This window comes from Streptomyces hiroshimensis (assembly GCF_014650335.1).
Classification (GTDB): Bacteria; Actinomycetota; Actinomycetes; order Streptomycetales; family Streptomycetaceae; genus Streptomyces; species Streptomyces hiroshimensis.
The window spans coordinates 232,915-258,057 of record NZ_BMUT01000001.1 but is presented as its reverse complement, the minus strand read 5'-3'; the positions used below and the strand labels follow the sequence as shown (position 1 = coordinate 258,057).

Sequence of the window (25,143 nt, the reverse complement as noted above, 5' to 3'; positions counted from 1 at the left end):
CGCGCCCCCGGCCTACGGCCGGACTACGGCACCCGGCTGTGCTGCCGCCCGTAGACGAAGTAGACGACGACGCCGACGACCATCCACACGGCGAACCGCAGCCAGGTCTCGGCCGTCAGATTGAGCATCAGCCACAGCGAGGCCAGGACCGACAGGATAGGCACCACGGGCACGAGCGGGGTGCGGAAGGCCCGCGGCAGGTCGGGCCGCGTGCGGCGGAGGATGACGACGCCCAGCGCCACCACGACGAACGCGAAGAGCGTGCCGATGTTGACGAGTTCGGCGAGGACGTCGATCGAGGTGAAGCCCGCGAGCACGGCCACGACCACGCCGAGCAGGATCGTGGACCGGTAGGGCGTGCCGTACTTGGGGTGCACACGGGAGAAGATCCTCGGCAGCAGCCCGTCGCGGCTCATCGCGAAGAACACCCGGCTCTGCCCGAGCAGCAGGATCATGCAGACGGTCGTGAGGCCGACGGCCGCGCCGAAGCTGATGAGCCCGGCCCAGAACGGGTGCCCGGTGGCCTTGAAGGCGTCGGCGAGCGGCGCGTCCGTGGACAGTTCGGTGTACTTCTGCATGCCGGTGACGACGACGGACACGGCCACGTAGAGCAGCGTGCAGATGGCCAGGGAGCCGAGGATGCCGCGCGGCACGTCGCGCTGGGGGTTGCGGGTCTCCTCGGCGGCGGTGGCGACGATGTCGAAGCCGATGAAGGCGAAGAAGACCACGGCGGCGGCCGAGAAGATGCCCATGATGCCGAAGTTCGACGGGGAGAAGCCGAACATCAGCTGGATGAGCGGGGCCTGGATGTCGCTGCCGGCCGTGGTGCCCTGGGACTTCGGGATGAACGGCTCGTAGTTGGAGCCGGTGATGAAGAAGGCCCCGACGATGATCACGATCAGCACGACGGTGACCTTGACGGCGACCACGACGGCCGTCACGCGCGAGGACAGCTTCATGCCGAGGACGAGGATCGACGTCAGCACCAGGACGAGGATGCAGGCGAGGAGGTCGAAACCGAAGCGGCCCTCGTGCGTGCCCTGCAGGGCGACGGGCAGATGCCAGCCCACGTTGTCCATCAGCGACTGGATGTAGCCGGACCAGCCGACGGAGACGACGGCGCAGCCCAGCGCCAGCTCCAGGATCAGGTCCCAGCCGATGATCCAGGCGGGCAGCTCGCCGAGGGAGGCGTAGGAGAAGGTGTACGCGGAGCCGGCGACCGGCACGGTGGAGGCGAACTCGGCGTAGCACAGTGCCGCGAGCCCGCAGACGATGCCGCCGAGGACGAAGGCCAGCGCCACCGACGGGCCGGCGTTCTCCTTGGCGACCTTGCCGGTGAGGACGAAGATGCCGGTGCCGATGACGACGCCGACGCCGAAGACGGTCAGATCGAGGGCGGTGAGGGACTTCTTGAGCGCGTGCTCGGGCTCCTCGGTGTCCCGGATGGACTGCTCCACCGATTTGGTACGGAAGACCCCGCGCTTGCCGCGGCGCTCCCCGAGAGGTCGCTGTTCGCTCGTGCTCATCGGCCCACCTCCACCTGCTCGCGTGCTCACCATGAACTGAGCGAGTGTCCGCGATGATCCGGGCCGGACAGGGGCCTGACCGGCCACCCTCAACAGGATTCACCCGATGGGACGCAGAGGTCCATATGCGTACGGACCGGCCGGACCACCCGGATAGGTGGTCCGACCGGCCCGACGGTGTCAATCTGCGGCTCCGCCGCGCGTGCGCGACCGACCACACACCACGCCCCGTAAGGGGCGCGGGGCGGTGTCAACCTGCGGCTGCCGCGCGGGCGCGACCAGCCACGCACACGCCCCGTAAGGGGCGCGGGGAACTGCGCGACCAGCCACGTACGACCTGCAGCCGACCTCCGACCGAAACCCGTGGAACGGGCGACAGGGCGAAGCCCTAGTCGCGCGCAGGCTCCGCAGCAGCCCCGGCACCCTCGGCGACCTCGGCCGCCCCGGCGGCGGCAGCCGTAGGCGCATCCTCAAGCCGCCCGTCAAGCTTGGCGACAAGCCCCGTGACCTGCCGCGCGATATCCGGCGCGGTCAGCCCGATCTCGGCCATGACCTCCTTGCGGGAGGCGTGGTCGAGGAAGCGCGGCGGGATGCCGAAGTCGCGCAGCGGCAGGTCCACGCCGGCGTCGCGCAGCGCCTGGGCGACCGCCGAGCCGACGCCGCCGACGCGGCCGTTGTCCTCGACGGTGACGACGACGCGGTGCTTCGCGGCGAGGCCGGGCAGGGCCTCGTCGACGGGCTTGACCCAGCGCGGGTCGACGACGGTCGAGGAGATGCCCTGCTTGTCGAGCAGGTCGGCGATCTCCAGGCACATCGGGGCGAGCGCGCCGACGGAGACGAGGAGGACGTCCGGCCGGGTCGTGCCCTCGGCGGGCTCGCGCAGCACGTCCATGCCGCCGATCCGGCGCACGGCCTCGACGGCCGGGCCGACGGTGCCCTTGGAGTAGCGGACGACGGTGGGGGCGTCGTCGACCTCGACGGCCTCGCGCAGCTGGGCGCGGACCTGGTCGGCGTCGCGCGGGGCGGCGATCCGCAGACCGGGGACGACCTGCAGGATCGACATGTCCCACATGCCGTTGTGCGAGGCGCCGTCGTCGCCGGTGACACCCGCCCGGTCGAGGACGAACGTCACGCCGCACTTGTGCAGGGCGACGTCCATCAGCACCTGGTCGAAGGCGCGGTTGAGGAACGTGGCGTAGACGGCGAAGACCGGGTGCAGACCGCCGGTGGCCAGGCCGGCCGCGGAGGTGGCCGCGTGCTGCTCGGCGATGCCGACGTCGTAGACGCGCTCGGGGAAGGCCTTGGCGAATTTGCCGAGGCCGACCGGCTGCATCATGGCCGCCGTGATGGCGACGATGTCCTCGCGCTCCTGCCCGAGCTTGACCATCTCGTCGGCGAAGACGGAGGTCCAGCTGGCGCCGCCGGAGGCGACGGGCAGGCCGGTGTCGGGGTGGATGGCGCCGATGCCGTGGAAGCGGTCCGCCTCGTTCTGCTCGGCGTGCTTGTAGCCGCGGCCCTTCTGGGTCAGGCAGTGCACGAGCACCGGCCCGCCGAAGCGCTTGGCGCGCTGCAGCGCGGACTCCAGGGCCTCGATGTCGTGGCCGTCGATCGGGCCGACGTACTTCAGGCCCAGGTCCTCGAACATGCCCTGCGGGGCGATGAAGTCCTTCAGGCCCTTCTTCGCGCCGTGCAGCGTCTCGTACAGCGGCTTGCCGACGACCGGGGTGCGCTCGAGGATGTCCTTGCCGCGGGCCAGGAAGCGCTCGTAGCCGTCCGTGGTGCGCAGGGTGGCCAGGTGGTTGGCGAGGCCGCCGATGGTGGGCTCGTAGGAGCGCTCGTTGTCGTTGACGACGATCACGAGCGGGCGGTCCTTGGCGACGGCGATGTTGTTCAGCGCCTCCCAGGCCATGCCGCCGGTGAGCGCGCCGTCACCGATGACCGCGACGACGTGGTCGTCCTTGCCCAGGACCTGGTTGGCCTTGGCGAGGCCGTCGGCCCAGCCGAGCACGGTGGAGGCGTGGCTGTTCTCGATGACGTCGTGCGCGGACTCGGCGCGCGAGGGATAGCCCGACAGGCCGTCCTTGGCGCGCAGCTTCGAGAAGTCCTGGCGGCCGGTGAGCAGCTTGTGGACGTAGGCCTGGTGGCCGGTGTCGAAGAGGATCTTGTCCTTCGGCGAGTCGAAGACCCGGTGCATGGCGATGGTCAGCTCGACCACGCCGAGGTTGGGCCCGAGGTGTCCGCCGGTCTTGGAGACGGCGTCGACGAGGAAGGTGCGGATCTCCGCGGCGAGCCGGTCGAGCTGCTCCGGGCTGAGCCGGTCCAGGTCGCGCGGTTCCCTGATGCGGGTCAGCAGGGCCACCCGTGCCTCCTCTTCGTCGAGCTGTCGGCTTGTAGAAACATGTAGAAGTCTTGAGAAACCTCTAGATCCGTCGAGTCTAATGTTCCGCCCGCGGTGGCGATGAACGGGAGCGACCGACGACAGGGCAAATTGCCCCATAGGTCGTACGTACGACGGTCGCGGCGACACGACGGCGCCCCAAAGGGGCGCGGGGAACTGCGCGACCAGCCACAACGCACCGGCGGACGGCGACGGCGCGCACACCCGTACGCAAAGGCACCGCCGTCTGCACAAGGGCACCGCCGCGTACGCAAAGGCACCGCCGTCCGCCGCCCCGGACGGGCGGCGGACGGCGGCGGTACTCCGTGACCGGAGAGCGGCCCGCAGGGCCTACGCCCGTCCGGCGGTCTTCTGGGTCTTGCGGGAGACCGAGTCGATCACCACCGCGGCCAGCAGCACCGCGCCCGTGATCATGTACTGGACCGCCGAGGCGATGCCCAGCAGCGCCATGCCCGACGCGATCGACTGGATCACCAGCACGCCCAGCAGGGCGGACCAGGTCTTGCCGCGCCCGCCGAAGAGGCTGGTGCCGCCGATGACGGCCGCGGCGATCGCGTTCATCAGCAGGCTGCCGGCCCCGGAGGACTGGTTCGCGGCGTTGATCTGCGACGCCAGGAACATGCCGCCGACGGCCGCCATCGTCCCGGAGAGGGCGAAGACGGAGATCCGCACCGCGGCGACGTTGATGCCGGCGCGGCGGGCCGCCTCCACGCTGCCGCCGAGCGCGAAGACCTTCCGCCCGTACGGTGTGCGGCGCAGCACGAGGTCGAGCGCCACCACGACCCCGAGGAAGATCACCACGGCCAGCGGCAGGCCCTTGTACTGGTTGAAGAGCCAGGCCACCACGTACGCGGGCACGGCCAGCGCCACCGTGCGCAGCACGATCTCGCTGAGCGGCCTGCTGGGCACCCCCGCGGCCTGGCGCCGCCTGCTGTCGCGGAACGACACCAGGAAGAACGCGGCCACGGCCACCGTCGCCAGCCCGTAGGCCGCGGCGACATCGCTGAAGTAGTGGTTGGTCAGGCCCGCGACCAGCCCCGAGTCGTCGAGGTTGATCGTGCCGTTGGAGCCGAGCACCTGCAGCATCAGGCCGTTCCAGCCCAGCAGGCCCGCCAGGGTGACGACGAAGGCGGGCACGCCGATCCGGGCGAAGAAGAACCCGTGCAGGGCGCCGATGACGGCACCGGAGAGGATCGCGAGGACGAGCGCCAGCCACTCCGGCATGCCGTGGCTCACGTTGAGCACGGCGAAGACGGCGGCCGCCAGCCCGCTGACCGAGCCCACGGAGAGATCGATCTCGCCGAGGATCAGCACGAAGACGATGCCGACCGCGATCAGGCCGGTGCCGGCCGCGGTGACGAAGAGGTTGTTGAGGTTCTCCGCGCCGAGGAAGGCCGAGTCCCGCAGCTGGAAGACCAGGGCGATGATGATCAGGCCGACGACGACGGGGAGGGAGCCGAGCTCGCCGCTGCGCAGCTTGCGGAGGAATTCGCTCCAGTAGCCGGCGAAGCCCTCCTCGCGGACGAGGAGGCGGGGATCGACGGCGGGGACGGCGTCGTGGGCGGGAGCCTGCCCGTTGGCCCCGTTGGCCCCGCCGGTGTTGGTTCCGTTGGTGGTGGTCACTTCTGGCCCTCCGTACGGGCCTGGCCCTCTGAACGTGCCTTACGACGGGTGACAGCGTTGTCCGTGGCGCCCGTGATGGCGGAGATGATCTCCTCCTGGGAGGTCGTCCGGACGTCGAAGACGCCGTTGTTGCGGCCGAGGCGCAGGACGGCCACGCGGTCGGCGACGGCCTTCACGTCGGCCATGTTGTGGCTGATGAGGATGACGCCGAGGCCGCGCTCGCGCAGCCGCTCGACCAGGTCCAGGACCTGCGCGGTCTGCTCGACGCCGAGCGCCGCGGTCGGCTCGTCGAGGATGACGATCTTGGGCTCGCCGAGCAGCGAGCGGGCGATGGCGACGGTCTGCCGCTGCCCGCCGGAGAGCGAGGCGATGGGGATCCGGACGCTGGGGATCCGGATGGACAGGGTGGAGAGCAGCTCACGGGAGCGGCGCTCCATCTCGACCTCGTCGAGCACCCCGGCGCGGGCGATCTCGCGCCCGAGGAAGAGGTTGCCGACGACGTCGAGGTTGTCGCAGAGCGCGAGGTCCTGGTAGACGGTCGCGATGCCGAGCTCCTGGGCGGCGTGCGGCCGGTCGACGGTGACCGGCTTCCCCTCCCACTCGATGACCCCGTCGTCGGCGGGGCCGACGCCGGCGATGGTCTTGACCAGGGTGGACTTGCCGGCGCCGTTGTCGCCGACGAGGGCGACCACCTCACCGGCGTGGATCTCCAGGTCGACGTCGGTGAGCGCCTGGACGGCACCGAAGCGCTTGGAGATCCCGCGCAGGGCGAGGACGGGGGCGGCGGAACCGGCGGTGGATTCTGCAGTGGATTTGCTGGCGGACATCCGAGGTACCCCTACTTCAGCCCGGCGGAGTCACACTGCGCCTTGTACTTGTCGGTGCAGATCTCGTCGCGGGTGAAGAAACCTTCCTGGCCGACGTACTTCCCGATGTCGCCCTTGGTGAGCGCGAAGGGGGTGACGATGACGGAGGGAACCTTCTTCTGGGTGCCGCTGTCGACGGTGGTCTTGGCGACCGCGTCGAGGCCCTTGCCCTGGGCGAGGGCCACGGCCAGCTCCGCGGCGGCGTCGGCCTCGGGCTTGTAGGGCTTGTAGACGCTCATGAACTGCTCGTCGGAGAGGATCCGCTGGACGGCGGAGAGCTCGGCGTCCTGGCCGGTGACGGGCGGGAGCTTGTCGAAGCCCGCGCTCTTCAGAGCGGTGATGATGCCGCCGGCCATGCCGTCGTTGGCGGAGTAGACGCCGACGATGTTGTCCTTGCCCAGCGAGGAGATCGCGCCCTTCATGTTCTCGTTGGCGTTCTCCGGCTTCCACTCCCTGGTGTCGTACTCCTTGCCGACCTTGACCTTGCCGTCGAGCACGGAGTGGGCGCCGTCCTTGTACATCTTGGCGTTCGGGTCGGTGACCGACCCGTTCATCATGACGATCTGGCCCTTGGAGGCGTTGTCGCCGAGCTCCTTGAGCAGCGACTCGCCCTGGATCTTTCCGACGCGCTCGTTGTCGACGGAGGTGTAGGCCTTGATCGGGCCCTCGGCCAGCCGGTCGTAGGCGACGACGGGAATGCCCTTGTCGTTCGCCTTCTTCACCGAGGAGGCTATCGACTTCGCGTCCACGGAATCGACGATCAGCGCGTCGACCTTCTTGGTGATCATCGTGTCGACCTGCTGCTGCTGGACGGAGGCGTCCTGCTTGGCATTCTCGTAGAGGACGACGGTGTCGGCCCCGGCCAATTCCTTGATCTTCTTCTCGATCAGCGGCTTGTCGAAGCGCTCGTAACGCGCGGTCTGGTTCTCCGGAAGGAGGAGCCCGATGGTGAGCGGGCCCTTCTTCTCCTTCTTGGCCTCCCCGCCACCGGCCTCCTTGGCACTGCCACAGGCGGCGAGACCGGCCGCCATCGACATGGCCGCGACGGCCACGGCTGCACGACGCAGATTCGTGTTCATTACAGAAACCTCCCTGACGAGGCCGCGTCGTTGCGGCCGAGGTGGCTGGAAGTCAACTCGGCCCCTCAGGAGCCGTCAAGAAGTAAATCCTTAACGAGATGGCAACGATGCCATTCGTTATCTGCGTGAACTCAAGAATGCGGCTGAACGAAGCCGAGCGAAAGCGGGACGGACAAGCGGGACAGGCTCAGACAGGCAGCGGAGTCCCGACCGGAGCATGCCCGTCGAGCAAGGTGGAATCACCCATCTCACTCAGCACGAGCGCCAGCGCACCCAGCACCTCGGCCCGGCCGCCGAGAGCACCCGGGACGACCTCCAACTGCCGCGCGGCGCTGGGAATCGCGTAGCGCGAGACGGACTCACGGATGGGCGCGAGCACGAGCTCGCCGGACTCCGCGAGATCGCCACCGAGCACGACACGACGGGGATTGAGGAGATTACAGAGATTTGCCACACCACTACCGATATGCCGCCCGACGTCCGAAATAACCCGTCGACAGCCGGGGTCGCCCTCGCGGGCGAGCTGCACCATTCGAGCGACGGTGAGATCGGTGCCGTGGGCCGAATGGAGCAGGGGCAGCACATAACGGGCGGCGGTAAAGGTTTCAAGACATCCACGGTTGCCGCAACGGCAGACGGGCCCGGACTCATCAAGAGTGATATGCCCGATTTCACCGGCAGTGCCGCCAGGCCCCCGGTAAATCTGCCCGTTGATCACAAGCCCGGCACCCACGCCACTGGCGACCTTGATGTACGCAAGATCGGCGGCCCCGCGCCCGGCTCCCCACACGAGCTCGCCGAGCGCACCGAGGTTGGCATCGTTGTCGACGTGGACGGGCACGCTGAGGCGGGCGGCGAGCTCGTCGCGCGGATTGGTCCCGGCCCACCCGGGCAGGATGGCGGTCGACCCGAGCGTGCCGGTCTCGACGTCGATGGGCCCGGGCACGCCGAGCCCCACCCCGATGATCTTTCCGGGGTCGATCCCGGTATCGGCGATCAGCCGCCTGACCAGCCGCTCGGCCCGCTCCAGCCCCTGCGCGGCGGAAGCGTCGACATCCAGCGGCTCGGCGTCCTCGGCGAGCACGCGCTGGGCGAGGTTCCCGACGGCGACGCGCAGATGCGTATGCCCGAAGTCGACGCCGACGACGATCCCGGCATCGCCGGACAGGGACACACTCCGGGCCCGCCGCCCCCCGGAGGAGGTGGGCGTGACCTCGACGGTCCCGCCGTCCTTCAGCTCCCGCACGATATTGGAGACCGTGGCGGCCGACAGCCCCGTGGCCCGGGCGATCTCCGCCTGGGTGAGCGACCCCGCCCTGCGCACCGCGCGCACGACCCGCTCAAGGTTGGCCCGGTGCAGCGACGACTGCGACCCCGGAGTCTCCACGCCCATCCACTCCCGCCTAGCCGGACACGGCACGCCGGCCGTCCCCTCGACCGGACCACAACCCTGGAGCCCGGCCATCCATACAACATATGAACTCTAAGCTGAGCCGTCCGAGGGAGACCCCGTCAAGGCCTTGAACCACATCGAGGCCTCATCGTTCGCTCAGATGCGTCCGGCACGCGGCAGCGGGCCCCCGTCCCCCGATTTGACGCCTAGCGCACCACATTACGCATTCATGTGGTTTGGTGTGGATACGTCACAGGTGATCCCTTTCCTTCGCCATCGTGGTTCTCCGGGGCCGTGTGACAGCGCGGCCCAACGATGAACGAAGGGCAATCCGATGCGAAATCTCGCGCGTGCTGCGCTGGTGGTCCTCTGCGCAACCGGTGCCGCGCTGCCCGTCCTCCCGGTGGCGCAAGCGGCGACGTCCGCGGCCCCCCTCGACTGCCGGTACGTCTATTCCAACGGGCGCCCCGGCCCTGGCGGGGAGACCAGAGGCAGTGGCGTCTACGACGAGGGCGATCGTGACTCCGAAGGCCGCGTCTGTCACAACGGCTGGTGGGTGCACCCCTACGAGGTCCACCACCGCGACGACGACCACCGTGGAGACGACCACGGTCGCAATGACGACCACCGGCGCGACGACGACCACCGCTGGGACAACGACCACCGCCGTGATGACGATCACCGCTGGGACAACGACCACCACCGGGACGACCACGGCCGCAACGACGACGACCGCCGCGACCACGACCGCGACCACGACCATTCCCACGGGCGACGCCCGTAGCCCTTCGAGGGCCTGGAAGAGGCCGTCCCCCTGGTGCCGCCGGCCGGCCACGGCAGGCGCGGTACCAGGGGATCTTCATACCGTCGGGGGACGGCGCTCTCAGACTCTCAGACCGGAACGGTCAGGCCCTGCTCGTGAAGCCTGGCCACCATGGGCAGGAAGCAACGCTCACCCGTGGCACCGTCGACGCGCACCATCCCGGACAACGGCCCGCCTTCGGCTATGAAGGTCCATCCAGGGCTTCTCCGCTGGCCGTCCGCCTTGAGGAAGACGCCCACGCCCTCTTCCACCAGCCAGTCCAGGACGAGCATCCCGATTCCCTCGATGCCGCCCTCCGGTTCCAGCTCCGGCCCCCACGGGCTTTTGTCCACGGACAGTCCCGCTTCCCGCATGCGGAGCAATGCCGAACGCAGGCACTGTGCCAAGGAGGATTCCGCCACCGTGATGCTCTGCCTCAATTCCGTGGCGACGGCAGGCCCCGCGAGAGCATCGAACCTCCACTGAGGTTCCGTCCCCCGAGGTTCCGTCCCCTGAGATTCGCCCTGGAGAGTCTGCTGCCCTCCGGATGAGATCACGGCGACAACGCCCTGCTCGGCCAGCCACTGCAGGAGGAGCAACGTGGCGTCGTCGTCGAAACACGGGTCGGCCGGATCGGAAACCATGCCCCGGAGCCTGGCACAATCCGCCCGCTCCTACTTCAGCGCCCCCGCCGTAAGCCCCGCCTGCACCTGCCTCTGGAAGACGATGTACGCCGCCAGGACCGGCAGCATCGCGATGACCAGGCCCGCGAAGAGGCCCGACCAGTCGCCCTTGTAGCCCTGGCTGACGGCCAGCGCCACCAGGCCCTGCGGCAGCAGCTTCTTGTCCTCGTCGCCCACGTTCAGGACCGCCGGCAGCAGGTACTGGTTCCACTGCCCCAGGAAGTTGAAGATGCCGACGCTGATCAGGCCCGGCTTCGCCATCGGCAGCATCACCTGGAAGAAGGTGCGCGTGTGCGAGGCGCCGTCGATCATCGCGGCCTCGGCCACGGAGCTCGGGAGGGTGCGGAAGAAGCCGCTGAGGAAGAAGATCGTGAACGGCAGCGAGTAGGCGATGTAGACCAGGATCAGACCGTGGTACGTGTCCAGCAGCTGCATGTTCTTCAGGACGAAGAACAGCGGGACGAGAGCGAGGATCACCGGGAAACTCATTCCGCCCACGAACAGGTAGTAGACGAAGCGGTTTCCCGGGAATTCGAACCTCGCCAGGACGTAGGCCGCCATGGAGCCCAGCAGCATCGTCCCGAACAGCGAACCCGCCACCACCACGACCGAGTTCATGAAGTACTCGCTCATGTGCGCCTGCGACCACGCCCTCGACCAGTTGTCGAAGTGCAGGCTCGTGGGCAGCGCCCAGGGCGAGGTGAAGATGGACTTGTCGTCCTTGAGGGCGCTCATCACCGCCCACAGCAGCGGCAGCGTGACCATCAGGGCCCAGAGGATCAGCACGCCGTGCGAGAAGACGTTGAGGATTCTTCCCTCGGTGCCGATGCGCCCTCCGGGGGAGTCGACCACCGGAGCCTCGGTCACTGCGGTCTCCGCAGTCTCCGGGGTCTCCGCGGTCATTGCGGTCTCTGCGCCGTTTTCCGCGCCGCCCATCTCAGAACTCCAGCCGTTCGCGCCGGCCCAGCTTCATCACGATGCCGGCGAAGATCATGGTGACGATGAGCAGGGCGACACCCAGGGTGGTCGCGTATCCGGCCTGCCCGTCGCGGAATGCCTTCGTGTAGAGGAAGTACGCGAGCACTTCGGTCGAATAGTCCGGCCCGCCGGGGCCCACCGTCATGATCTGCACGACCGCGAATCCGTCGAGCGCCATGATGCCCATGTAGACCCAGCCGGTCTGGACGGTGTCCCACAGCAGGGGCAGCGTGATCCGGAAGAACGTCTGGATGCGGTTCGCGCCGTCCAGCAGCGCGGCCTCGTAGAAGTCCTTGGGGATGGAGCTCATGCCGGCCGAGAACAGGACGACGTAGAAGCCCACGTTGCTCCACACCATCACCGCCATCACGCACCACAGTGCGAGATCCGGGTCACCGAGCCAGTTCGGCTGCACGGAATCCAGGCCCACGGCGCTGAGGAAGGAGTTCAGCGCGCCGCTGTTCGGGTTGTACGCGAACTGGAACAGCAGCGCCACGATGGCGATCGACAGGACCTGCGGGAAGAAGTAGACGACCTTGTAGAGACCGGAGCCCCGGACGCCCGCGACCGCGGCGTTCTTCCTCCGCCGTCCGCCCACGTTGAGCATGAAGGCGAAGAAGAGCCCCAGTCCCAGTGTCACCAGCGGAAGTACCAGCAGCAACAGGACGTTGTGGCCGACGGACTTCCAGAACACGTCGTCGGCGAACATCTTCCGGTAGTTCCCGAACCCGACCATCTTGAAGTCGGGACTCAGGCCGGTCCAGTCCGTGAAGGAGTAGTAGATGGCCTGGAGGAACGGCGAGATCACGAACACCGCGTAGATCGCCAGGGGTACGGCCAGGAACCCCACGATGAACCGGTACTTACCGTGCTGCATTTCCCTGCGACTCCGATCTCCCCGCGAGCGCGGCCGTGCCCGCGCTCACGCACGCGCTCACACCCACGCCTACGCCCGCGCTCACGCCCGCACCCACGCCCGCGCTCGTTTCCGCCCCGCCCCGCTACTTGTGCCGGTACTTCTTGATCGAGTCGTCCTTGCGCGCGTCGTCCGCGAATTTCTGGATCTTGTTGATCGTCTCGTCCGGGGTCATCCGGCCGGCCATCATCTCGCCGAGCGCGGCCACGCCGATCTTCTCCTTCTGCAGAGCGGTGTACCAGTCCCCGATCCGCGGGTTGATCACGTTCTGGCCGGCCTTGGCGAGGGCCTCCTGGGACGAGCTCAGACCGGGCGGGAGCGTCAGACCCTCCGTGCCGCCGTTCAGCGACGTCAGGGACGAGACCTGCTTGATGAAGTTCTGCGAGGACTTCTTGCCCAGCATGATGCGCAGCAATTCCATGCCGCCCTGCGGGTTCTTGGCGTTCTTCGGGACGATGAAGGGCTCGCCGCCGGAGGCCCAGATCGTGCCGAAGGGCATCTTGTCGCGCTTGGCGTCGAGGCTCGACGGCGCACCCACGGACATCTTGAAATCGGCAGGTGTCGTCTTCTTCGACTCGTTCTCCACCCATGAACCGTTGGGGATGAACAGGGCCTTGCCCTGGTTCCAGGCGGTCTGCGATTCGATGTGGGTGAGGCCGGGGGTGCCCTGGAGGATGTAGCCCTTCTTGTAGAGCTCGTAATAGGCCTCGAAGGCCGCCTTGACGGCCGGGTCCTTCCAGGCGTTGGGCTCCAGGTTGTCGATCCGGTCGATGACCTCCCGGCCGCCGATCTTCGCGATGAAGGGGTAGAGGCTGAACGGCAGGTAGTACGGGAACTTGCCGGGGTACGTCCAGCCGGCGATCCCCTTCTTCTTCGCCTTCTCGCAGACGGCGAGCATCTCGTCCCACGTCTCGGGGTACTGCGCGTCCAGCTTCTCCAGCGCCGTCTTCGAATACCAGACGCCGTAGACGGTGTAGGCGTAGTAGAGGACCCATGTCTCCTGGCCCTCGAACTGCCCCATCTCGACGACGCCCGGGCGCAGCGTGTCCCGTACCTTCTTCGACGGGTCGTCGATCGACGGCGCGTCCAGCAGCGCATTCAGGTCGGTCAGCTGCTTCTTGCCGACCAGGGTGCCCGTGTCCATCTGCTTGGCACCGGAGTTGTCGATCAGGTCGGGCGGGGTCCCGCCGTTGAAGCGGGGCTGCAGCTGGGTCTGGATCTCCTGCGTGGCGCCGTGCTTGACGTCGGCCTTGGGGTACGCCGCCTTGTACTCGGCCTCGGCGTCCTTGGCGTACTGCTGGCCGAAGCCGCCGTCGAAGATGACGACGTCGAGCTGCGCGGACTCGTTGACCGCTAGCGGGTTCTTCTCGCTCTTCTTGCCCTTGTCGACCTTGTTGTCGCCGCCGCTGTCCCCGCTGGCGCAGGCGCTCAGCACGCCCATCGACGGCACCGCGATCAGACCGAGTGCGGCCGCTCTCTTGATCAGGCCGCGCCGGCCGAATTCCCTGAATTCCCCTGTGGATCCCATGCTCAAGGCCTCGCCTTCTCCAGGACTCGGGCGGTGGACCGGTACTCCCCTTGTTCACAAGAGTCGACGAAGGGCCCGACACCGCGCGTCGGTTGAAGCTGAGTGTGCTGGGTGTACTGGGTGTGCGGAGTGTGCTGGATCTGCTCGGGTGTGCTGGCTGTACTTGCCGTGCCGGCTGTGCCGGGTGTGCCGGATGTGCTGCTGCCGTACTGGGCGTGCTGGGCGTGCTGGGCGTGCTGGATGCATGTGCGCCGGGAGCGGTGACGTGCCCGCGGCGTTCTCCCCCCGCCGCGCTCCCCCGGATCCGCCGCGGCGACGACCCTCAAGGCCTCGACCCTCAAGGCCTCCCCGGTCGCCGACAGGTATAGTCCACTTCTCACCAACTGGGCAAGATCGGAAGCAGCTTCGGCCTTCAGTCTTTCCCTAGTTGAGACCTCCCCGGGGTGAGATCCCCCCGGGCCGGGACCCTCCACGATACGAGGGCCCGCCCACCTCCGGCCCCTGTGGTGGCGACACCAACTCCGGGACCCTTGACACCACCCGTCTCCCACGCCCTACTTATCTCTGCGCGACTCACTTGACAACGTTGTCGGTTTCGTTGGGAGACATGAGATGCGGCAGGGACAGCGGCACGGACCCCGACACCAATGGCGTAGTGTCACCCGCCCGCTCGTTCTCATCCTCGCCACCGCCCTCATGACGGCCGTTCAGGTACCCCAGAGCGTCCCCGCCGGCGCCGCCCCCGCCGACCGCTCCGCCCCTTCCGACCGCTTCTTCTCCTCCTTCGAGCAGGGCCAGCCGCAACCCGACTGGCGCAACGCCGTCGAGTCCGCCCCCGACGGCCACAAGCGCGCCTCCGGCATCGACGGCAACGACGAGCGCGGCATCCCCGGCAACGTCACCGAGACCGTCACGGCCGTCCGCGCGAGCGGGGAGAACGCGGGCTCGGGCGAGGTCAAGGAGAACCTCTTCGACGGCGAGAGCACGACCAAATGGCTCGACTTCGAGAAGTCGGCCTGGCTGGAATTCGAGCTCGCCGAGCCGGTCACGGCGGTGCGCTACGCCCTGACGTCCGCCAATGACGCTCCCGGCCGCGACCCCCGGGACTGGACCCTCCAGGGCTCGCAGGACGGCCGGAACTGGACGCCCCTCGACAGCCGCAAGGGCGAGACCTTCGAAAAGCGCTTCCAGACCCGCGAGTTCTCCTTCCTCAACTCCACCCCCTTCCGGCACTACCGGCTCGACATAGCCCGCAACAGCGGCGAGGACATCACCCAGCTGGCCGAGGTGCAGCTGGCGCCGTACTACACCGGCCCGCCGCCCCCGTCCGACATGCGCAGCTACGTCGACAGCGGTCCCCCCGGCTCCCCCACCGCCAAGGCCCGCGCCGGCTTCACGGGCACCCACGCCCTGCGCTACGGCGGCGTCCACCAGAGCAGGGAGCGCGCATACTCGTACAACAAAGTCTTCTCGATCGGAGAAGGAGGCGGCGGAGGAGCGGGAGCAGGCCGCGGCGGAGGCAGAGGCGGCGGCCTGCGTGTCACCCCGAAGACCGTCCTCTCCTACAAGATCTTCCCCTCCATGCCCGAGGTCGACCCGCGCTATCCGGCCACGCACGCCTCCTTGGACCTCGCCTTCACCGACGGCACCTATCTGAGTGACCTCGGCGCGGTGGACCAGCACGGCGCGCCGCTCACCCCGCGGGGCCAGGCCGACTCCCGGACGCTCTACGCCAATCAGTGGAACAACAAGGAGTCGCGCATCGGCGCCGTCGCCGCGGGGAAGACCGTGGCGCGGGTGCTCGTCGCGTACGACTCACCGGCCGGGCCGGCGAAGTTCCGTGGCTGGGTGGACGACGTCTCCCTCGCCCCCGCGCCCGCCGAGAAGCCCCCGGCGCACCTCGCCGACTATGCCGTGACGACCCGCGGCACGCACTCCAGCGCCGCCTTCTCCCGCGGCAACACCTTCCCCGCGACCGCCGTCCCGCACGGCTTCAACTTCTGGACGCCGGTGACCAACGCGGGCGCGATGGACTGGCTCTACCAGTACGCCGCCGCCAACAACGCCCACAACCTCCCCACCCTCCAGGCGTTCAGCGCGAGCCACCAGCCGAGCCCCTGGATGGGCGACCGGCAGACGTTCCAGGTGATGCCCGCCGTCACCGCCGGCACCCCGGACACCGGGCGTGCCGCCCGCGCGCTGCCCTTCCACCACGCCAACGAGACGGCGCGCCCCCACTACTACGGCGTCACCTTCGACAACGGGCTCAAGGCCGAGATCGCGCCCACCGACCACGCCGCGATGATGCGCTTCACCTATCCGGGGGGTCCTGGAAGCCCAGGAGGCTCGGGAAATCCAGAGGATCCGGGTGACGGCACGGCAGACAACGCCGCGCTCATCCTCGACAACGTCCGCAACCAGGGCGGCCTCACGCTCGACCCCGGCGGCAGCTCCTTCACCGCCTGGTCGGACGTACGCAGCGGGCTGTCCGTCGGCGCGAGCAGGCTCTTCGTCTACGGCGTGCTCGACACGCCCGTCACGGCGAGCGGCAAGCCCGGCGGCGAGTCGGGCACGACCGGCTACCTGCGCCTCGCCCCGGGCAAGGACCGTACGGTGACGCTGCGCATCGCGACGTCCCTGATCGGCATCGAGCAGGCGAAGGCCAACCTGGAGCAGGAGATCCCGCAGGGCACCTCCTTCGGCCGCGTCCACGACCGCGCCCGCGCCGCGTGGGACGCCGTCCTCGGCCGGGTCGAGGTCGAGGGCGCGACCCGCGACCAGCTCACCACGCTCTACTCGAACCTCTACCGGCTCTACCTGTATCCCAACTCCGGCTTCGAGAACACCGGCACCCGGGCCCGCCCGCGCCACCGCTACGCGAGCCCGTTCTCGCGGCCGGAGGGCGAGAGCACGCCCACGCAGACCGGCGCGCGCGTCGCCGACGGCGAGGTGTACGTCAACAACGGCTTCTGGGACACCTACCGCACCACCTGGCCCGCCTATTCCCTCCTGACCCCGAAGCAGGCCGGCCGGCTCGTCGACGGCTTCGTGCAGCAGTACAAGGACGGCGGCTGGATCTCGCGCTGGTCCTCCCCCGGGTACGCCGATCTGATGACGGGCACGAGCTCCGACGTGGCCTTCGCCGACGCCTACGTCAAGGGCGTCTCCTTCGACGCGGAGGCGGCGTACGAGGCGGCGCTCAAGAACGCGACGGTGGTGCCCACGCAGCCCGGCGTCGGCCGCAAGGGCATGGACACCTCCGTCTTCCTGGGGTACACGAGCACCACGACGCGCGAGGGCATGTCGTGGGCCCTGGAGGGCTACCTCAACGACTACGGCCTCGCGACGATGGGCAAGGCCCTCTACGAGCGCACCCACAAGGCCCGCTACCGCGACGAGTCCGCGTACTTCGCCAACCGCGCCCGTAATTACGTCAAGCTCTTCGACCCCGCCGTGGGCTTCTTCCAGGGCCGTAACGCCGACGGCTCGCGGCGGCTGCCGCCGGGGCGGTACGACCCGCGCGTCTGGGGCCACGACTACACCGAGACCAACGGCTGGAACTTCGCCTTCCACGCCCCGCAGGACACCCGCGGCCTGGCCGGGCTGTACGGCGGCCGGGCGGGCCTGGCCGACAAGCTCGACCAGTTCTTCGGCACGCCGGAGACCGGGGCGCCGGAGTTCGCGGGCTCGTACGGCGGCGTCATCCACGAGATGACCGAGGCGCGGGACGTCCGCATGGGCATGTACGGCCACAGCAACCAGGTCTCGCACCACATCGCCTACCTCTACGACGCGGCGGGGCAGCCGTGGAAGACCCAGGAGAAGGTGCGCGAGGTGCTCTCCCGCCTCTACCTCGGCAGCGAGATCGGCCAGGGCTACCCGGGTGACGACGACAACGGCGAGATGTCGGCCTGGTACCTGTTCAGCGCGCTCGGCTTCTACCCGCTGGTGATGGGCAGCGGCGAGTACGCGGTCGGCTCGCCGCTGTTCACCAAGGCGACGGTCCACCTGGAGGGCGGCCGCGACCTGGTGGTGAAGGCCCCGCGCAACAGCGCCCGCAACGTGTACGTGCAGGGGCTGCGGGTGGACGGCAAGGCCTGGCGCTCCACCGCCCTCCCCCACTCCGTCCTCGCGAAGGGGGCGACGCTGGAGTTCGCCATGGGGCCGCGGCCGTCCTCCTGGGGCAGCGGCAGGAACGACGGGCCGGTCTCGCTGAGCAAGGACTTCAAGGCCCCCGTCCCGGACGGCGACCTGACCCTGCCCGGTACCTCGCCCCTCACCGACGACTCCTCGGTCACGGAGGTGTCCTTCGCCACGGCCCTGCTGCAGGTGCCGTCCGGCTCGCCCGTGACCTCCTACACGCTGACCTCGGCCGACCGGGCGAAGGCGCCCGACGGCTGGGTCCTGGAGGGGTCGGCGGACGGCGAGCAGTGGCAGGAGGCGGACCGGCGCGCGGGCGAGACCTTCGCCTGGGACCGGCAGACCCGGGTGTTCTCGGTGGCCCGGCCCGGCTCGTACCGGCACTACCGGCTGCGGCCGGCGGGAGAGAGCACGCTGGCGGAGATCGAACTATTGGGGTCAAGATCCACATAAAAGCCATTGACTCGTAAAGGAAGTGTGAAACGATCACGGGGATCCAGTGGCGTGCCCCTGACAGGGGGGCGCGCCGCTCTTCACTGAGACTCTTTCCTGGGAGACCCCCGTGGCTCACCTTCCCGGCCGCCCGCGCGCCCGCGCGATGCAGCGCGTCGCGACCGCTGCGATAGCCGCCGCCCTGGTCGGCACCACCGCCGGAACCGCCCTCGCCGACGGCCCCAAGACCTCGCCCGCCGGTACCGCGGCCCAGCGCGCGGCCAAGCTGCCCGCCGACACGTCGTTCAAGCACCGCTCCGAGGCGCTGCGCGGCGAGGCGAAGTCCGGCGACTACCCGAAGACCGGGCCGAACGCCCCCAAGGCCCCCTCGGCCACCCACGCCCCGGGCCTCGCGGCCCCGCGCAAGGGCGTCAAGGCCGACGGCCCCGCCGCCGAGGCCCCCTTCCTGCCCCTGAGCGCCGTCAACAACGACGACCTGTACTTCTACTGGCCCGACGGCAAGGGCGGCATCACGCCCAAGGAGTACGTCACCAACGGCTGGAGCGCCATCAACGCCGCGGCCCGCGTCGACCACGACCGCGACGGCATCGCCGACGGCCTGTACGTCCGCGACAACGCCCAGAACATCATCTTCGCCCCCGCGGGCAAGAGCGCGAGCATCGTGGCGGACGACTGGGGCCAGTACGACCAGTTCATGTCCCCCGGCAACCTCGGCGGCGGCAAGGAGTCCGACATCCTCGTCCGCGACCGCGAGGGCGTCCTGTGGCTCTACCTCGCCTACCCGGACGGCACCCTGAGCGGCCGTAAGAAGGTCGGCCCGGGCTGGGGCCAGTTCACCGAGATCGCCGGCCGCGGCGACCTGACCGGTGACGGCAAGGCCGACATCGTCGCCCGCGACAAGGACGGCGTGCTGTGGCTCTACAAGGGCACCGGCGACTACACCAAGCCGTTCGAGTACAAGCAGCGCATCGGCGGCGGCTGGAACCAGTTCAACAAGCTGGTCGGCACCGGTGACGTCGACCTCGACGGCAAGGCCGACCTGATCGCGCGCGACAACGACGGCGCGCTGTGGCTGTACCGCGGCACGGGCCGTTCGGACCAGCCGTACGACTACAAGGTCAAGATCGGCAACTCGGGCTGGAACCAGTTCCGCCTGATGTACTGACCTGATGTGCTGAGGTGACGTGACGCGGAGGGCCGCACCCCGGTGGGGTGCGGCCCTCCGTCACTGTCAGCCGTCGGCCGTCAGCCTCGGCCGCAGGTGGCGCCGAGGGCGGCCAGCAGGAACTCCTGCCAGGCCTTCTCCACGGCCGGCGGTCCGGCCACGCCGGGCGCGCTCACCGTCCACCCGAAGCTCACCTGGCGGCGGCCGTCCGGGGAGCTGAAGCTCATGGACCGGTAGCCGAAGCCGTTGCCCCGGTTGCCCCACATCAGTTCGCCCGGCCTGGCGGGACAGAGGTCACCGCCGGCCATCAGGCCCTGCGTGTAGTACGGGTACTTGCCGCCCTGCTGCCGCATCTCGGCCAGCCGGGCCGGGGAGAGCAGCGTCCCGTCGGACAGCGCGCGGAAGAACCGGTTGAGGTCGGCACTGGTGGACACCACGGCGGCCGCGGCGCCCCACACCGACGGGGTGTAGTCCGTGGCGTCGACCAGTGGCCCGTTCTCCGGCTTGATGTAGCCGTTCACATGCGGCCCGCTCAGGAACGGGTTCACGGTCGGATACGAGGTGTCGCGCATTCCGGCGGGCCGGAAGACCCTGCGCGTCAGTTCGGTGCCCAGCGACTTGCCGGTGACCTTCTCCACGACCAGGCCGAGCAGTGCGTAGTTGGTGTTGGAGTAGGGCAGATCCGGGCTCGACGGGTCCGCGAGCGGGCGCTTGACCGCGTTCTTGATCAAGCCTTGCGGAGCGAAGTACCGGAATCGGTTCTTCTGGTGTTCCTCAAGCGAACCGGTCGGGTACAGGTCGTCGAGGTAGTCCGGGATTCCGCTGGTGTGGTTGAGCAACTGCCGCAGGTTGATGGGCTCCTTGTAGGGGAGCATGCCCGGAAGGTGCTTCGCCACCGGGTCGTCCAGCTTCAGTTTCCCCTCGTCGGCGAGCTGCATCACGACGGTCGCGACCATCGACTTGGTCACGCTGGCCACGCGATAGCGGTCACCGGGGCGGGCGGGCTGCTCGCTCCGTACGTCCCGCACGCCACTGGCGCCCGACCACCGCTGGTCTCCGACCCGCACCTCGGCGAGGGCGGCGGGGGCCCCGGCCGCCGTCAGCTTGTCCAGCGCCGCCTGGAGAGCCTTGGCGTCCAGGCCGGCCGGCGGCGCGGGAGCCGCGGTCGCAGCCGCGGCCGTGCCCGGCGGGAGGGCGAGGCCGACGGCGAGTGCGGCCGCCGCCACGACGGAGCGGAGTCTCAATTTCACACATTCCCCCAGGAGTTCGACTCTTCGCGATCCTAAGTGATCAAAACGAGTCGAAGGACAGCGGGGGCTACCCCGGGTAGACGCCTCGGCCCGGGAATGCCGGTCCATCGCCCTCGGCATCCCGGCACCGCTTCATCCGCTCAGCGAGTTCTCCCGGCGGTACAGCGCCTCGCCCACAGGCGAGTCCTCCCCGGCGACGTGCGCCCGGACCGAGGCGAGGTAGTCGTCACGGCCGACGCGCCCGTCGCCGTCACCGTCCAGCGCGGCGAAGGCCGATTCGATGTTGCCGACCGGGTTCCCCAGGGCCGCGCGCAACGTCGTGAACTCCTTGAGGTCCAGGGCGCCGTCCCCGTCGGCGTCGGCGAGGTCGAAGAGGCCGCGGAGCACGGGCTCGCAGACGGTGTCGAACGCCTCGGCGCCGGCCCAGGCCGCGTACTCGTCGAAGGTCACTCCCCCGTCGCCGTCCGCGTCCATCGCCGCCCATGCGCGCGCACCGTTCGCGCGGGCGGCGATGACCAGGGGGTCGTCGTCCGTCCGTCCGGTCGCCAGGGTCACCCGCTCGACCCGCGCGGAGTATTCGGCCTTCGAGATGACCCCGTCTCCGTCCGTGTCCAGCATGGCGAAGACGAGTCGTTTGGCTGCGGTTTCATCCACTGAAGCACCTTCCATCGGGTTTGGCCGGCAAATCCCTACCCGCCACACCGGGGTTCCAGGCTCCGGGGACGGCTCGCGCTGCGGTGACGTCGTGCACGTGATGCCGGCCCCGCGCGCGGAACGGGATGCGCGCGGTCGGTCCACTGCGAGAGCCGGGGGACGGCGGAGGTGCCCCGGGGTAGCCAAGGGCCGGTAGTGGATCCGGATTCCTGGAGGGTGCATGGTCAGCAGGCGTAGTGCGGCGGTGGTGTTGAGCTCCCTGCTCCTGGTGGGCTCGGCATGGGGATGGGCACCGGCCGGTCAGGCCCACGAGGGCAGGCACAGAGGGGGCGTCCTGTGCCAGGGCGACAGCACCAGCACGTACGACCCGCCCCTGACCTCTGCGTCACGCAGTACCCGCGTCCACACGGACGCCTGGTACACGTGCACCGTCGAACCCGGCCGGACCGTACACGCCACCGGTTCCCTGGACGGGGTCTCACCGTCGGCGTCCTGTGACGGCTTGAGCAACCCCCGCATCACGGAGGTCGTGAAGTATGACGACGGCGAGCAGTCGTTGATCCTCTACGACCAGGGCACCACTGTCCGTACGGCCGGCGTTCTCGACGTCACGCTGTCGGGCCGGGTCGCCGAGGGGCGCGGGAAGGGGCAGTCGGCGCGGCGGGACGTGCTCCTCGCACTGCCGCAACAGCTGCCCACGGAGTGTCTCTCCTCCGGACTCCGGGGTAACAACGGCCAGGCTCAGCTGGTGATCCAGCCGTGACCCGGGCCTCCCTGACCATTCCCACCGAACCCATCGGCAGCATTCCCCGGCCCGCCGAGCTGCTTGCGGCCATGGCGGACCGTGCCGCGGGCCGGATCGGCGACGACGAGCTCGCCGCCGCCCAGGACCAGGCGGTCCGCGACACCGTCCGCCGCCTGGAGGAGATCGGCTCACCGGTCGTCACCGACGGCGAGCAGGCCAAGCCCAGCTTCGCCACGTACCCCCTGGCCGGTGCCGACGGGCTCGCACCCGACGGGGCGGTCATCCCCTTCGCCGACGGCCACCAGCGGCAGCTGCCCCGGCTGACGGCGGGACCTCTGCGCTACGCCGTGCACGCCGACCGCTATCTGCGCGCCGCCCTCCGGCACGCGACGGTCCCCGTCAAGCAGGCCGTCATCGCCCCCTCGGCGCTCAGCCTGCTCTACCCGCAGGACGGCATCGACGGCTATCCCCGCGAGGCCTTCCTCGACGATCTCACCGCCGAAGCCGAAGCCGATATCCGCGGCTGCCTGGAAGCCGGGGCCCACGTCGTCCAGCTCGACTTCACCGAGGCCCGCCTCTCGCTGAAGCTGGACCCGTCGGGGGGCCTGCTGGAGCAGTTCATCGCGCTCAACAACCGCGTCCTGGAACGTTTCTCCGCCGCCGAACAGGCCAGGATCGGCGTGCACACCTGCCCCGGCGGCGACCAGGACTCCACGCACAGCCTCGACGTGGACTACGCGGCTCTCCTGCCTGCCCTGATGCAGCTGAAAGCCGGGGCGTTCTACGTCCAGCTGGCCGGTGAGCCGGATCCGGACAAGGTCCTCGGCGTCCTCGCCGACCATCTTCCCGGCAACGCGCGCGTCTTCGTCGGGGTCACCGACCCCATCGACCCGAGGGTCGAGACCCCCGAACAGGTCCGCGACCGGATCCTCGCCGCCGCCCGTCATCTGCCCGTCGACCGCCTGGGTACCTGCGACGACTGCGGTTTCTCCCCCTTCGCCGACGACACCTCCACCTCCCGCGACACCGCCTTCGCCAAGATCCGCGCCCGGGTCGAAGGCACCGCTCTGGCTGCCGGCGAGCTGGGTTACTGACGGGTCGGCGGGCTCACGGGCCGGCGGGCTGGCGGGCTGCGGGTTCACCGAAAAGCCTGTTCGCCGGCAGAAAGCCCGGGGCTGAGGGAACAGCCCCGGGCGTTCTGCCGGCCATTCGGCGATCAGGAAAACCGGCGCCCGACGCCACGGGCGAGGGAGCGCAAAAGCCTCCCCAGAACCAGCGCCAGTCCGGCCAGCGGCAGCGTGAGCAGGACGATCTGCAGGCACGTCGCCACCGTGCCGAGGACGGGGTAGCCGGCCGTACCGGCGTTCTCCACCAGCAGGTTGACGGTGCGCCAGTCCGAGCGGAGCAGCTGCGGCAGGTTGGCCAGCACCATGCCCAGCTGCAGCGTGAGCGCGGGCACCAGGAACAGGACCCACGCCGCGACGACGATCTGCGGCCACCGCTTCAGGGCCTTCAGGCGCTCGTCCTCCGGGCGGCGCAGGACGACCCGCTTGAGGATCGGCCCGATGTACTTGAACAGATCGGGGATCCCCACCAGATCCGCCACGATGTAGTAGCCGTCGAACCGCAGCGTCGGCAGGAGCTGCTGGATCATCTCCAGGTGGACGGAGAAGATCGCCACCAGCAGCAACGGGCTGCCGGTCGCGCCGTACAAGGCCAGCAGGCCCAGCACGAACAGTGCGTTGAAGTAGACGCCGCCCAGGTCCGCGCGGATGCGCCCCCCGCGGCCGAGCCGGTACGAGCTGGTGATGTCGGTGTAGAAGGCGGGCCACACCAGGTAGATGCCGCAGCCCATCGCACCGGGCCGCACACCGCCGTAGCGGCAGGCCGCACCGTGGCCCATTTCGTGGAACACGCAGGAGGCGACGGCCAGCAGGACGACGAGGAGCACGTCAGGCGGGGACGAGAGCACGGCCCGCAGCGCGGCTCCCGTGTCCTGGGTCATCCACAGCCACACCTCGCCGAAGGCGAAGGCGCCCAGGGCGAGCAGGACCAGCACCGGCCGGAACAGCCACGCGAACAGGCCGGCCAGCAGCCACGTGGCGCGCTCCGGCAGAACGGCCAGCCGGAAGCGGAAGGCCAGGAACGGGTCCGCCTTCGCCGTGGGCGGAGGCGGCGAACCGTCGCTGTAGGTCGTCAGTCCCAGCGGTGCGAGCTTCTTGTCGATGAGGAAGACGACGTGCTCCGCGGCGAACTGCCGCCCTGTCTCCCGGCTGAGCTGCTCGGCGACCCGCTCCACGGGACGGCCGTCGAGCGCCCGGGCGACCTGGTAGAGCACGGCGGGGAGGCGGACGATCTGCCCGTCGGGGCGGCAGACCAGGTGCGGCGGCTCGCGGTAGCCGGAGTCCTCGAACTCGCCGACCAGTTCCGTACCGGCCACCAGGGCGGGCAGGGCCATGAACACTCTCCGTGGGGAGGGAGAAGAGGGGCAGGAGGGGACGAGGAGAAGGGCCGGACACGTCCGGCCCTTCCCAGGGTGCGTATGTCAGCTGACAGCGCGATACGCGGTCAGTGGCTGGCGACGGCCGCCGGGATGCACGTGATGCTCGTGGTGGGGTTGGTGGACGGCAGGCCGAGCGAGCCGAAGAGGCCCGGCGTGCCCTGACGGTCCACGGCCTGGCAGGCCGAGAGCGCCACGGTGCCGTGGTCGTGCGGAGCCGGGGCGTTCACCACGCCGCCGCCCGAGGACGCGGAGCTGCTGCTGGAGCTGCCGGCACCGGCGCCCGCGCCGCCGTCACCGTCCCCGGCGGGGCCGTAGGCGAGCGGGGCGGCCACGATGCCCATGACCGTACGCTCGGGCAGCACCTCGCCCGCGATGGCGTCGAGTTCCTCGAAGCTGATGGCGTTGTCCATTCCATTCCCCTTCTCTGATTGCGATTCAGTG

Annotated in this window: 19 protein-coding genes; 5 read left to right on the top strand and 14 right to left on the bottom strand. The window is 69.4% G+C overall.

Annotated features, from left to right (window positions below; translation table 11 throughout):
* Positions 1–23: 23 nt before the first annotated feature.
* The 6 genes from IE241_RS01030 to IE241_RS01005 form a co-directional block, all read right to left on the bottom strand.
* Positions 24–1,526: an amino acid permease gene (locus IE241_RS01030; protein WP_229898662.1), complete on the bottom strand. Its 1,503-nt coding sequence runs from the start codon at positions 1,524–1,526 to the stop codon at positions 24–26.
* 388 nt (positions 1,527–1,914) lie between these two features.
* Positions 1,915–3,885, bottom strand: a complete 1,971-nt coding sequence (gene dxs / locus IE241_RS01025; protein WP_190019629.1) for a 1-deoxy-D-xylulose-5-phosphate synthase — start codon at positions 3,883–3,885, stop codon at positions 1,915–1,917.
* A gap of 369 nt (positions 3,886–4,254) precedes the next feature.
* The gene (locus IE241_RS01020) at positions 4,255–5,547 is read right to left on the bottom strand and encodes a sugar ABC transporter permease (protein ID WP_190019628.1); all 1,293 of its coding nucleotides are present in this window, start codon (positions 5,545–5,547) and stop codon (positions 4,255–4,257) included.
* Positions 5,544–6,374, bottom strand: coding sequence for an ATP-binding cassette domain-containing protein (locus tag IE241_RS01015; RefSeq protein WP_190019627.1), 831 nt, complete (start codon positions 6,372–6,374; stop codon positions 5,544–5,546). Before IE241_RS01015 ends, IE241_RS01020 begins: the two co-directional genes overlap by 4 nt.
* A gap of 11 nt (positions 6,375–6,385) precedes the next feature.
* The gene (locus IE241_RS01010; protein ID WP_190019626.1) at positions 6,386–7,492 is read right to left on the bottom strand and encodes a substrate-binding domain-containing protein; all 1,107 of its coding nucleotides are present in this window, start codon (positions 7,490–7,492) and stop codon (positions 6,386–6,388) included.
* A 187-nt stretch (positions 7,493–7,679) separates the two neighbouring features.
* Positions 7,680–8,879: an ROK family transcriptional regulator gene (locus IE241_RS01005; protein ID WP_190020383.1), complete on the bottom strand. Its 1,200-nt coding sequence runs from the start codon at positions 8,877–8,879 to the stop codon at positions 7,680–7,682.
* A 340-nt stretch (positions 8,880–9,219) separates the two neighbouring features.
* On the opposite strand from IE241_RS01005, the gene IE241_RS01000 reads away from it, so the two are divergent.
* Positions 9,220–9,669, top strand: a complete 450-nt coding sequence (locus IE241_RS01000) for a hypothetical protein (RefSeq protein ID WP_190019625.1) — start codon at positions 9,220–9,222, stop codon at positions 9,667–9,669.
* Between the two features lie 107 nt (positions 9,670–9,776).
* Here the strand turns inward: IE241_RS01000 and IE241_RS33925 are convergent, their stop codons facing one another.
* The 4 genes from IE241_RS33925 to ngcE all read right to left on the bottom strand — a co-directional run bounded on the left by IE241_RS33925 (position 9,777) and on the right by ngcE (position 13,792).
* Entirely contained in the window at positions 9,777–10,331 is a 555-nt protein-coding gene (locus IE241_RS33925) for a hypothetical protein (RefSeq protein WP_229898661.1), read from the bottom strand.
* A 30-nt stretch (positions 10,332–10,361) separates the two neighbouring features.
* On the bottom strand, positions 10,362–11,273 hold the full coding sequence (locus IE241_RS00990; protein WP_190019624.1) for a carbohydrate ABC transporter permease: 912 nt from the start codon (positions 11,271–11,273) through the stop codon (positions 10,362–10,364).
* A 34-nt stretch (positions 11,274–11,307) separates the two neighbouring features.
* Entirely contained in the window at positions 11,308–12,225 is a 918-nt protein-coding gene (locus IE241_RS00985; protein ID WP_190019623.1) for a carbohydrate ABC transporter permease, read from the bottom strand.
* A 124-nt stretch (positions 12,226–12,349) separates the two neighbouring features.
* Positions 12,350–13,792, bottom strand: coding sequence for an N-acetylglucosamine/diacetylchitobiose ABC transporter substrate-binding protein (gene ngcE, locus IE241_RS00980; protein WP_190019622.1), 1,443 nt, complete (start codon positions 13,790–13,792; stop codon positions 12,350–12,352).
* Between the two features lie 612 nt (positions 13,793–14,404).
* Here ngcE and IE241_RS00975 point away from each other — a divergent pair.
* Positions 14,405–18,385, top strand: coding sequence for a GH92 family glycosyl hydrolase (locus IE241_RS00975; RefSeq protein ID WP_190019621.1), 3,981 nt, complete (start codon positions 14,405–14,407; stop codon positions 18,383–18,385).
* A gap of 109 nt (positions 18,386–18,494) precedes the next feature.
* A complete protein-coding gene (locus tag IE241_RS34565) occupies positions 18,495–19,550 on the top strand; it encodes an FG-GAP repeat domain-containing protein (protein ID WP_190019620.1) in 1,056 nt (351 codons plus the stop codon).
* A gap of 80 nt (positions 19,551–19,630) precedes the next feature.
* Here the strand turns inward: IE241_RS34565 and IE241_RS00965 are convergent, their stop codons facing one another.
* Positions 19,631–20,794 (bottom strand): serine hydrolase domain-containing protein, encoded by a 1,164-nt coding sequence (locus IE241_RS00965; RefSeq protein ID WP_190019619.1) that lies wholly within the window; start codon positions 20,792–20,794, stop codon positions 19,631–19,633.
* Between the two features lie 138 nt (positions 20,795–20,932).
* Complete coding sequence (locus tag IE241_RS00960; protein WP_190019618.1) at positions 20,933–21,454, bottom strand: EF-hand domain-containing protein; 522 nt, start codon at positions 21,452–21,454, stop codon at positions 20,933–20,935.
* Between the two features lie 502 nt (positions 21,455–21,956).
* Here IE241_RS00960 and IE241_RS00955 point away from each other — a divergent pair.
* Positions 21,957–22,217, top strand: coding sequence for a hypothetical protein (locus tag IE241_RS00955; RefSeq protein ID WP_190019617.1), 261 nt, complete (start codon positions 21,957–21,959; stop codon positions 22,215–22,217).
* 11 nt (positions 22,218–22,228) lie between these two features.
* The gene (locus IE241_RS00950) at positions 22,229–23,293 is read left to right on the top strand and encodes a cobalamin-independent methionine synthase II family protein (RefSeq protein ID WP_190020381.1); all 1,065 of its coding nucleotides are present in this window, start codon (positions 22,229–22,231) and stop codon (positions 23,291–23,293) included.
* Between the two features lie 122 nt (positions 23,294–23,415).
* On the opposite strand, the gene IE241_RS00945 is transcribed toward IE241_RS00950, so the two are convergent.
* The gene (locus tag IE241_RS00945) at positions 23,416–24,657 is read right to left on the bottom strand and encodes a zinc metalloprotease (protein ID WP_190019616.1); all 1,242 of its coding nucleotides are present in this window, start codon (positions 24,655–24,657) and stop codon (positions 23,416–23,418) included.
* Between the two features lie 110 nt (positions 24,658–24,767).
* Entirely contained in the window at positions 24,768–25,112 is a 345-nt protein-coding gene (locus IE241_RS00940) for a hypothetical protein (RefSeq protein WP_190019615.1), read from the bottom strand.
* Positions 25,113–25,143: the final 31 nt, after the last annotated feature.

What these genes read in the sequence shown, in the direction of transcription:
- IE241_RS01030 (WP_229898662.1), bottom strand. Translation starts at nt 1,526, where the DNA reads ATGAGCACGAGCGAACAGCGACCTCTCGGGGAGCGCCGCGGCAAGCGC.
- ngcE (WP_190019622.1), bottom strand. Translation starts at nt 13,792, where the DNA reads ATGGGATCCACAGGGGAATTCAGGGAATTCGGCCGGCGCGGCCTGATC.
- IE241_RS01000 (WP_190019625.1), top strand. Translation starts at nt 9,220, where the DNA reads ATGCGAAATCTCGCGCGTGCTGCGCTGGTGGTCCTCTGCGCAACCGGT.
- IE241_RS33925 (WP_229898661.1), bottom strand. Translation starts at nt 10,331, where the DNA reads ATGGTTTCCGATCCGGCCGACCCGTGTTTCGACGACGACGCCACGTTG.
- IE241_RS01010 (WP_190019626.1), bottom strand. Translation starts at nt 7,492, where the DNA reads ATGAACACGAATCTGCGTCGTGCAGCCGTGGCCGTCGCGGCCATGTCG.
- IE241_RS00945 (WP_190019616.1), bottom strand. Translation starts at nt 24,657, where the DNA reads ATGGCCCTGCCCGCCCTGGTGGCCGGTACGGAACTGGTCGGCGAGTTC.
- IE241_RS01015 (WP_190019627.1), bottom strand. Translation starts at nt 6,374, where the DNA reads ATGTCCGCCAGCAAATCCACTGCAGAATCCACCGCCGGTTCCGCCGCC.
- IE241_RS00975 (WP_190019621.1), top strand. Translation starts at nt 14,405, where the DNA reads ATGCGGCAGGGACAGCGGCACGGACCCCGACACCAATGGCGTAGTGTC.
- IE241_RS00940 (WP_190019615.1), bottom strand. Translation starts at nt 25,112, where the DNA reads ATGGACAACGCCATCAGCTTCGAGGAACTCGACGCCATCGCGGGCGAG.
- IE241_RS00985 (WP_190019623.1), bottom strand. Translation starts at nt 12,225, where the DNA reads ATGCAGCACGGTAAGTACCGGTTCATCGTGGGGTTCCTGGCCGTACCC.
- IE241_RS00990 (WP_190019624.1), bottom strand. Translation starts at nt 11,273, where the DNA reads ATGACCGCGGAGACCCCGGAGACTGCGGAGACCGCAGTGACCGAGGCT.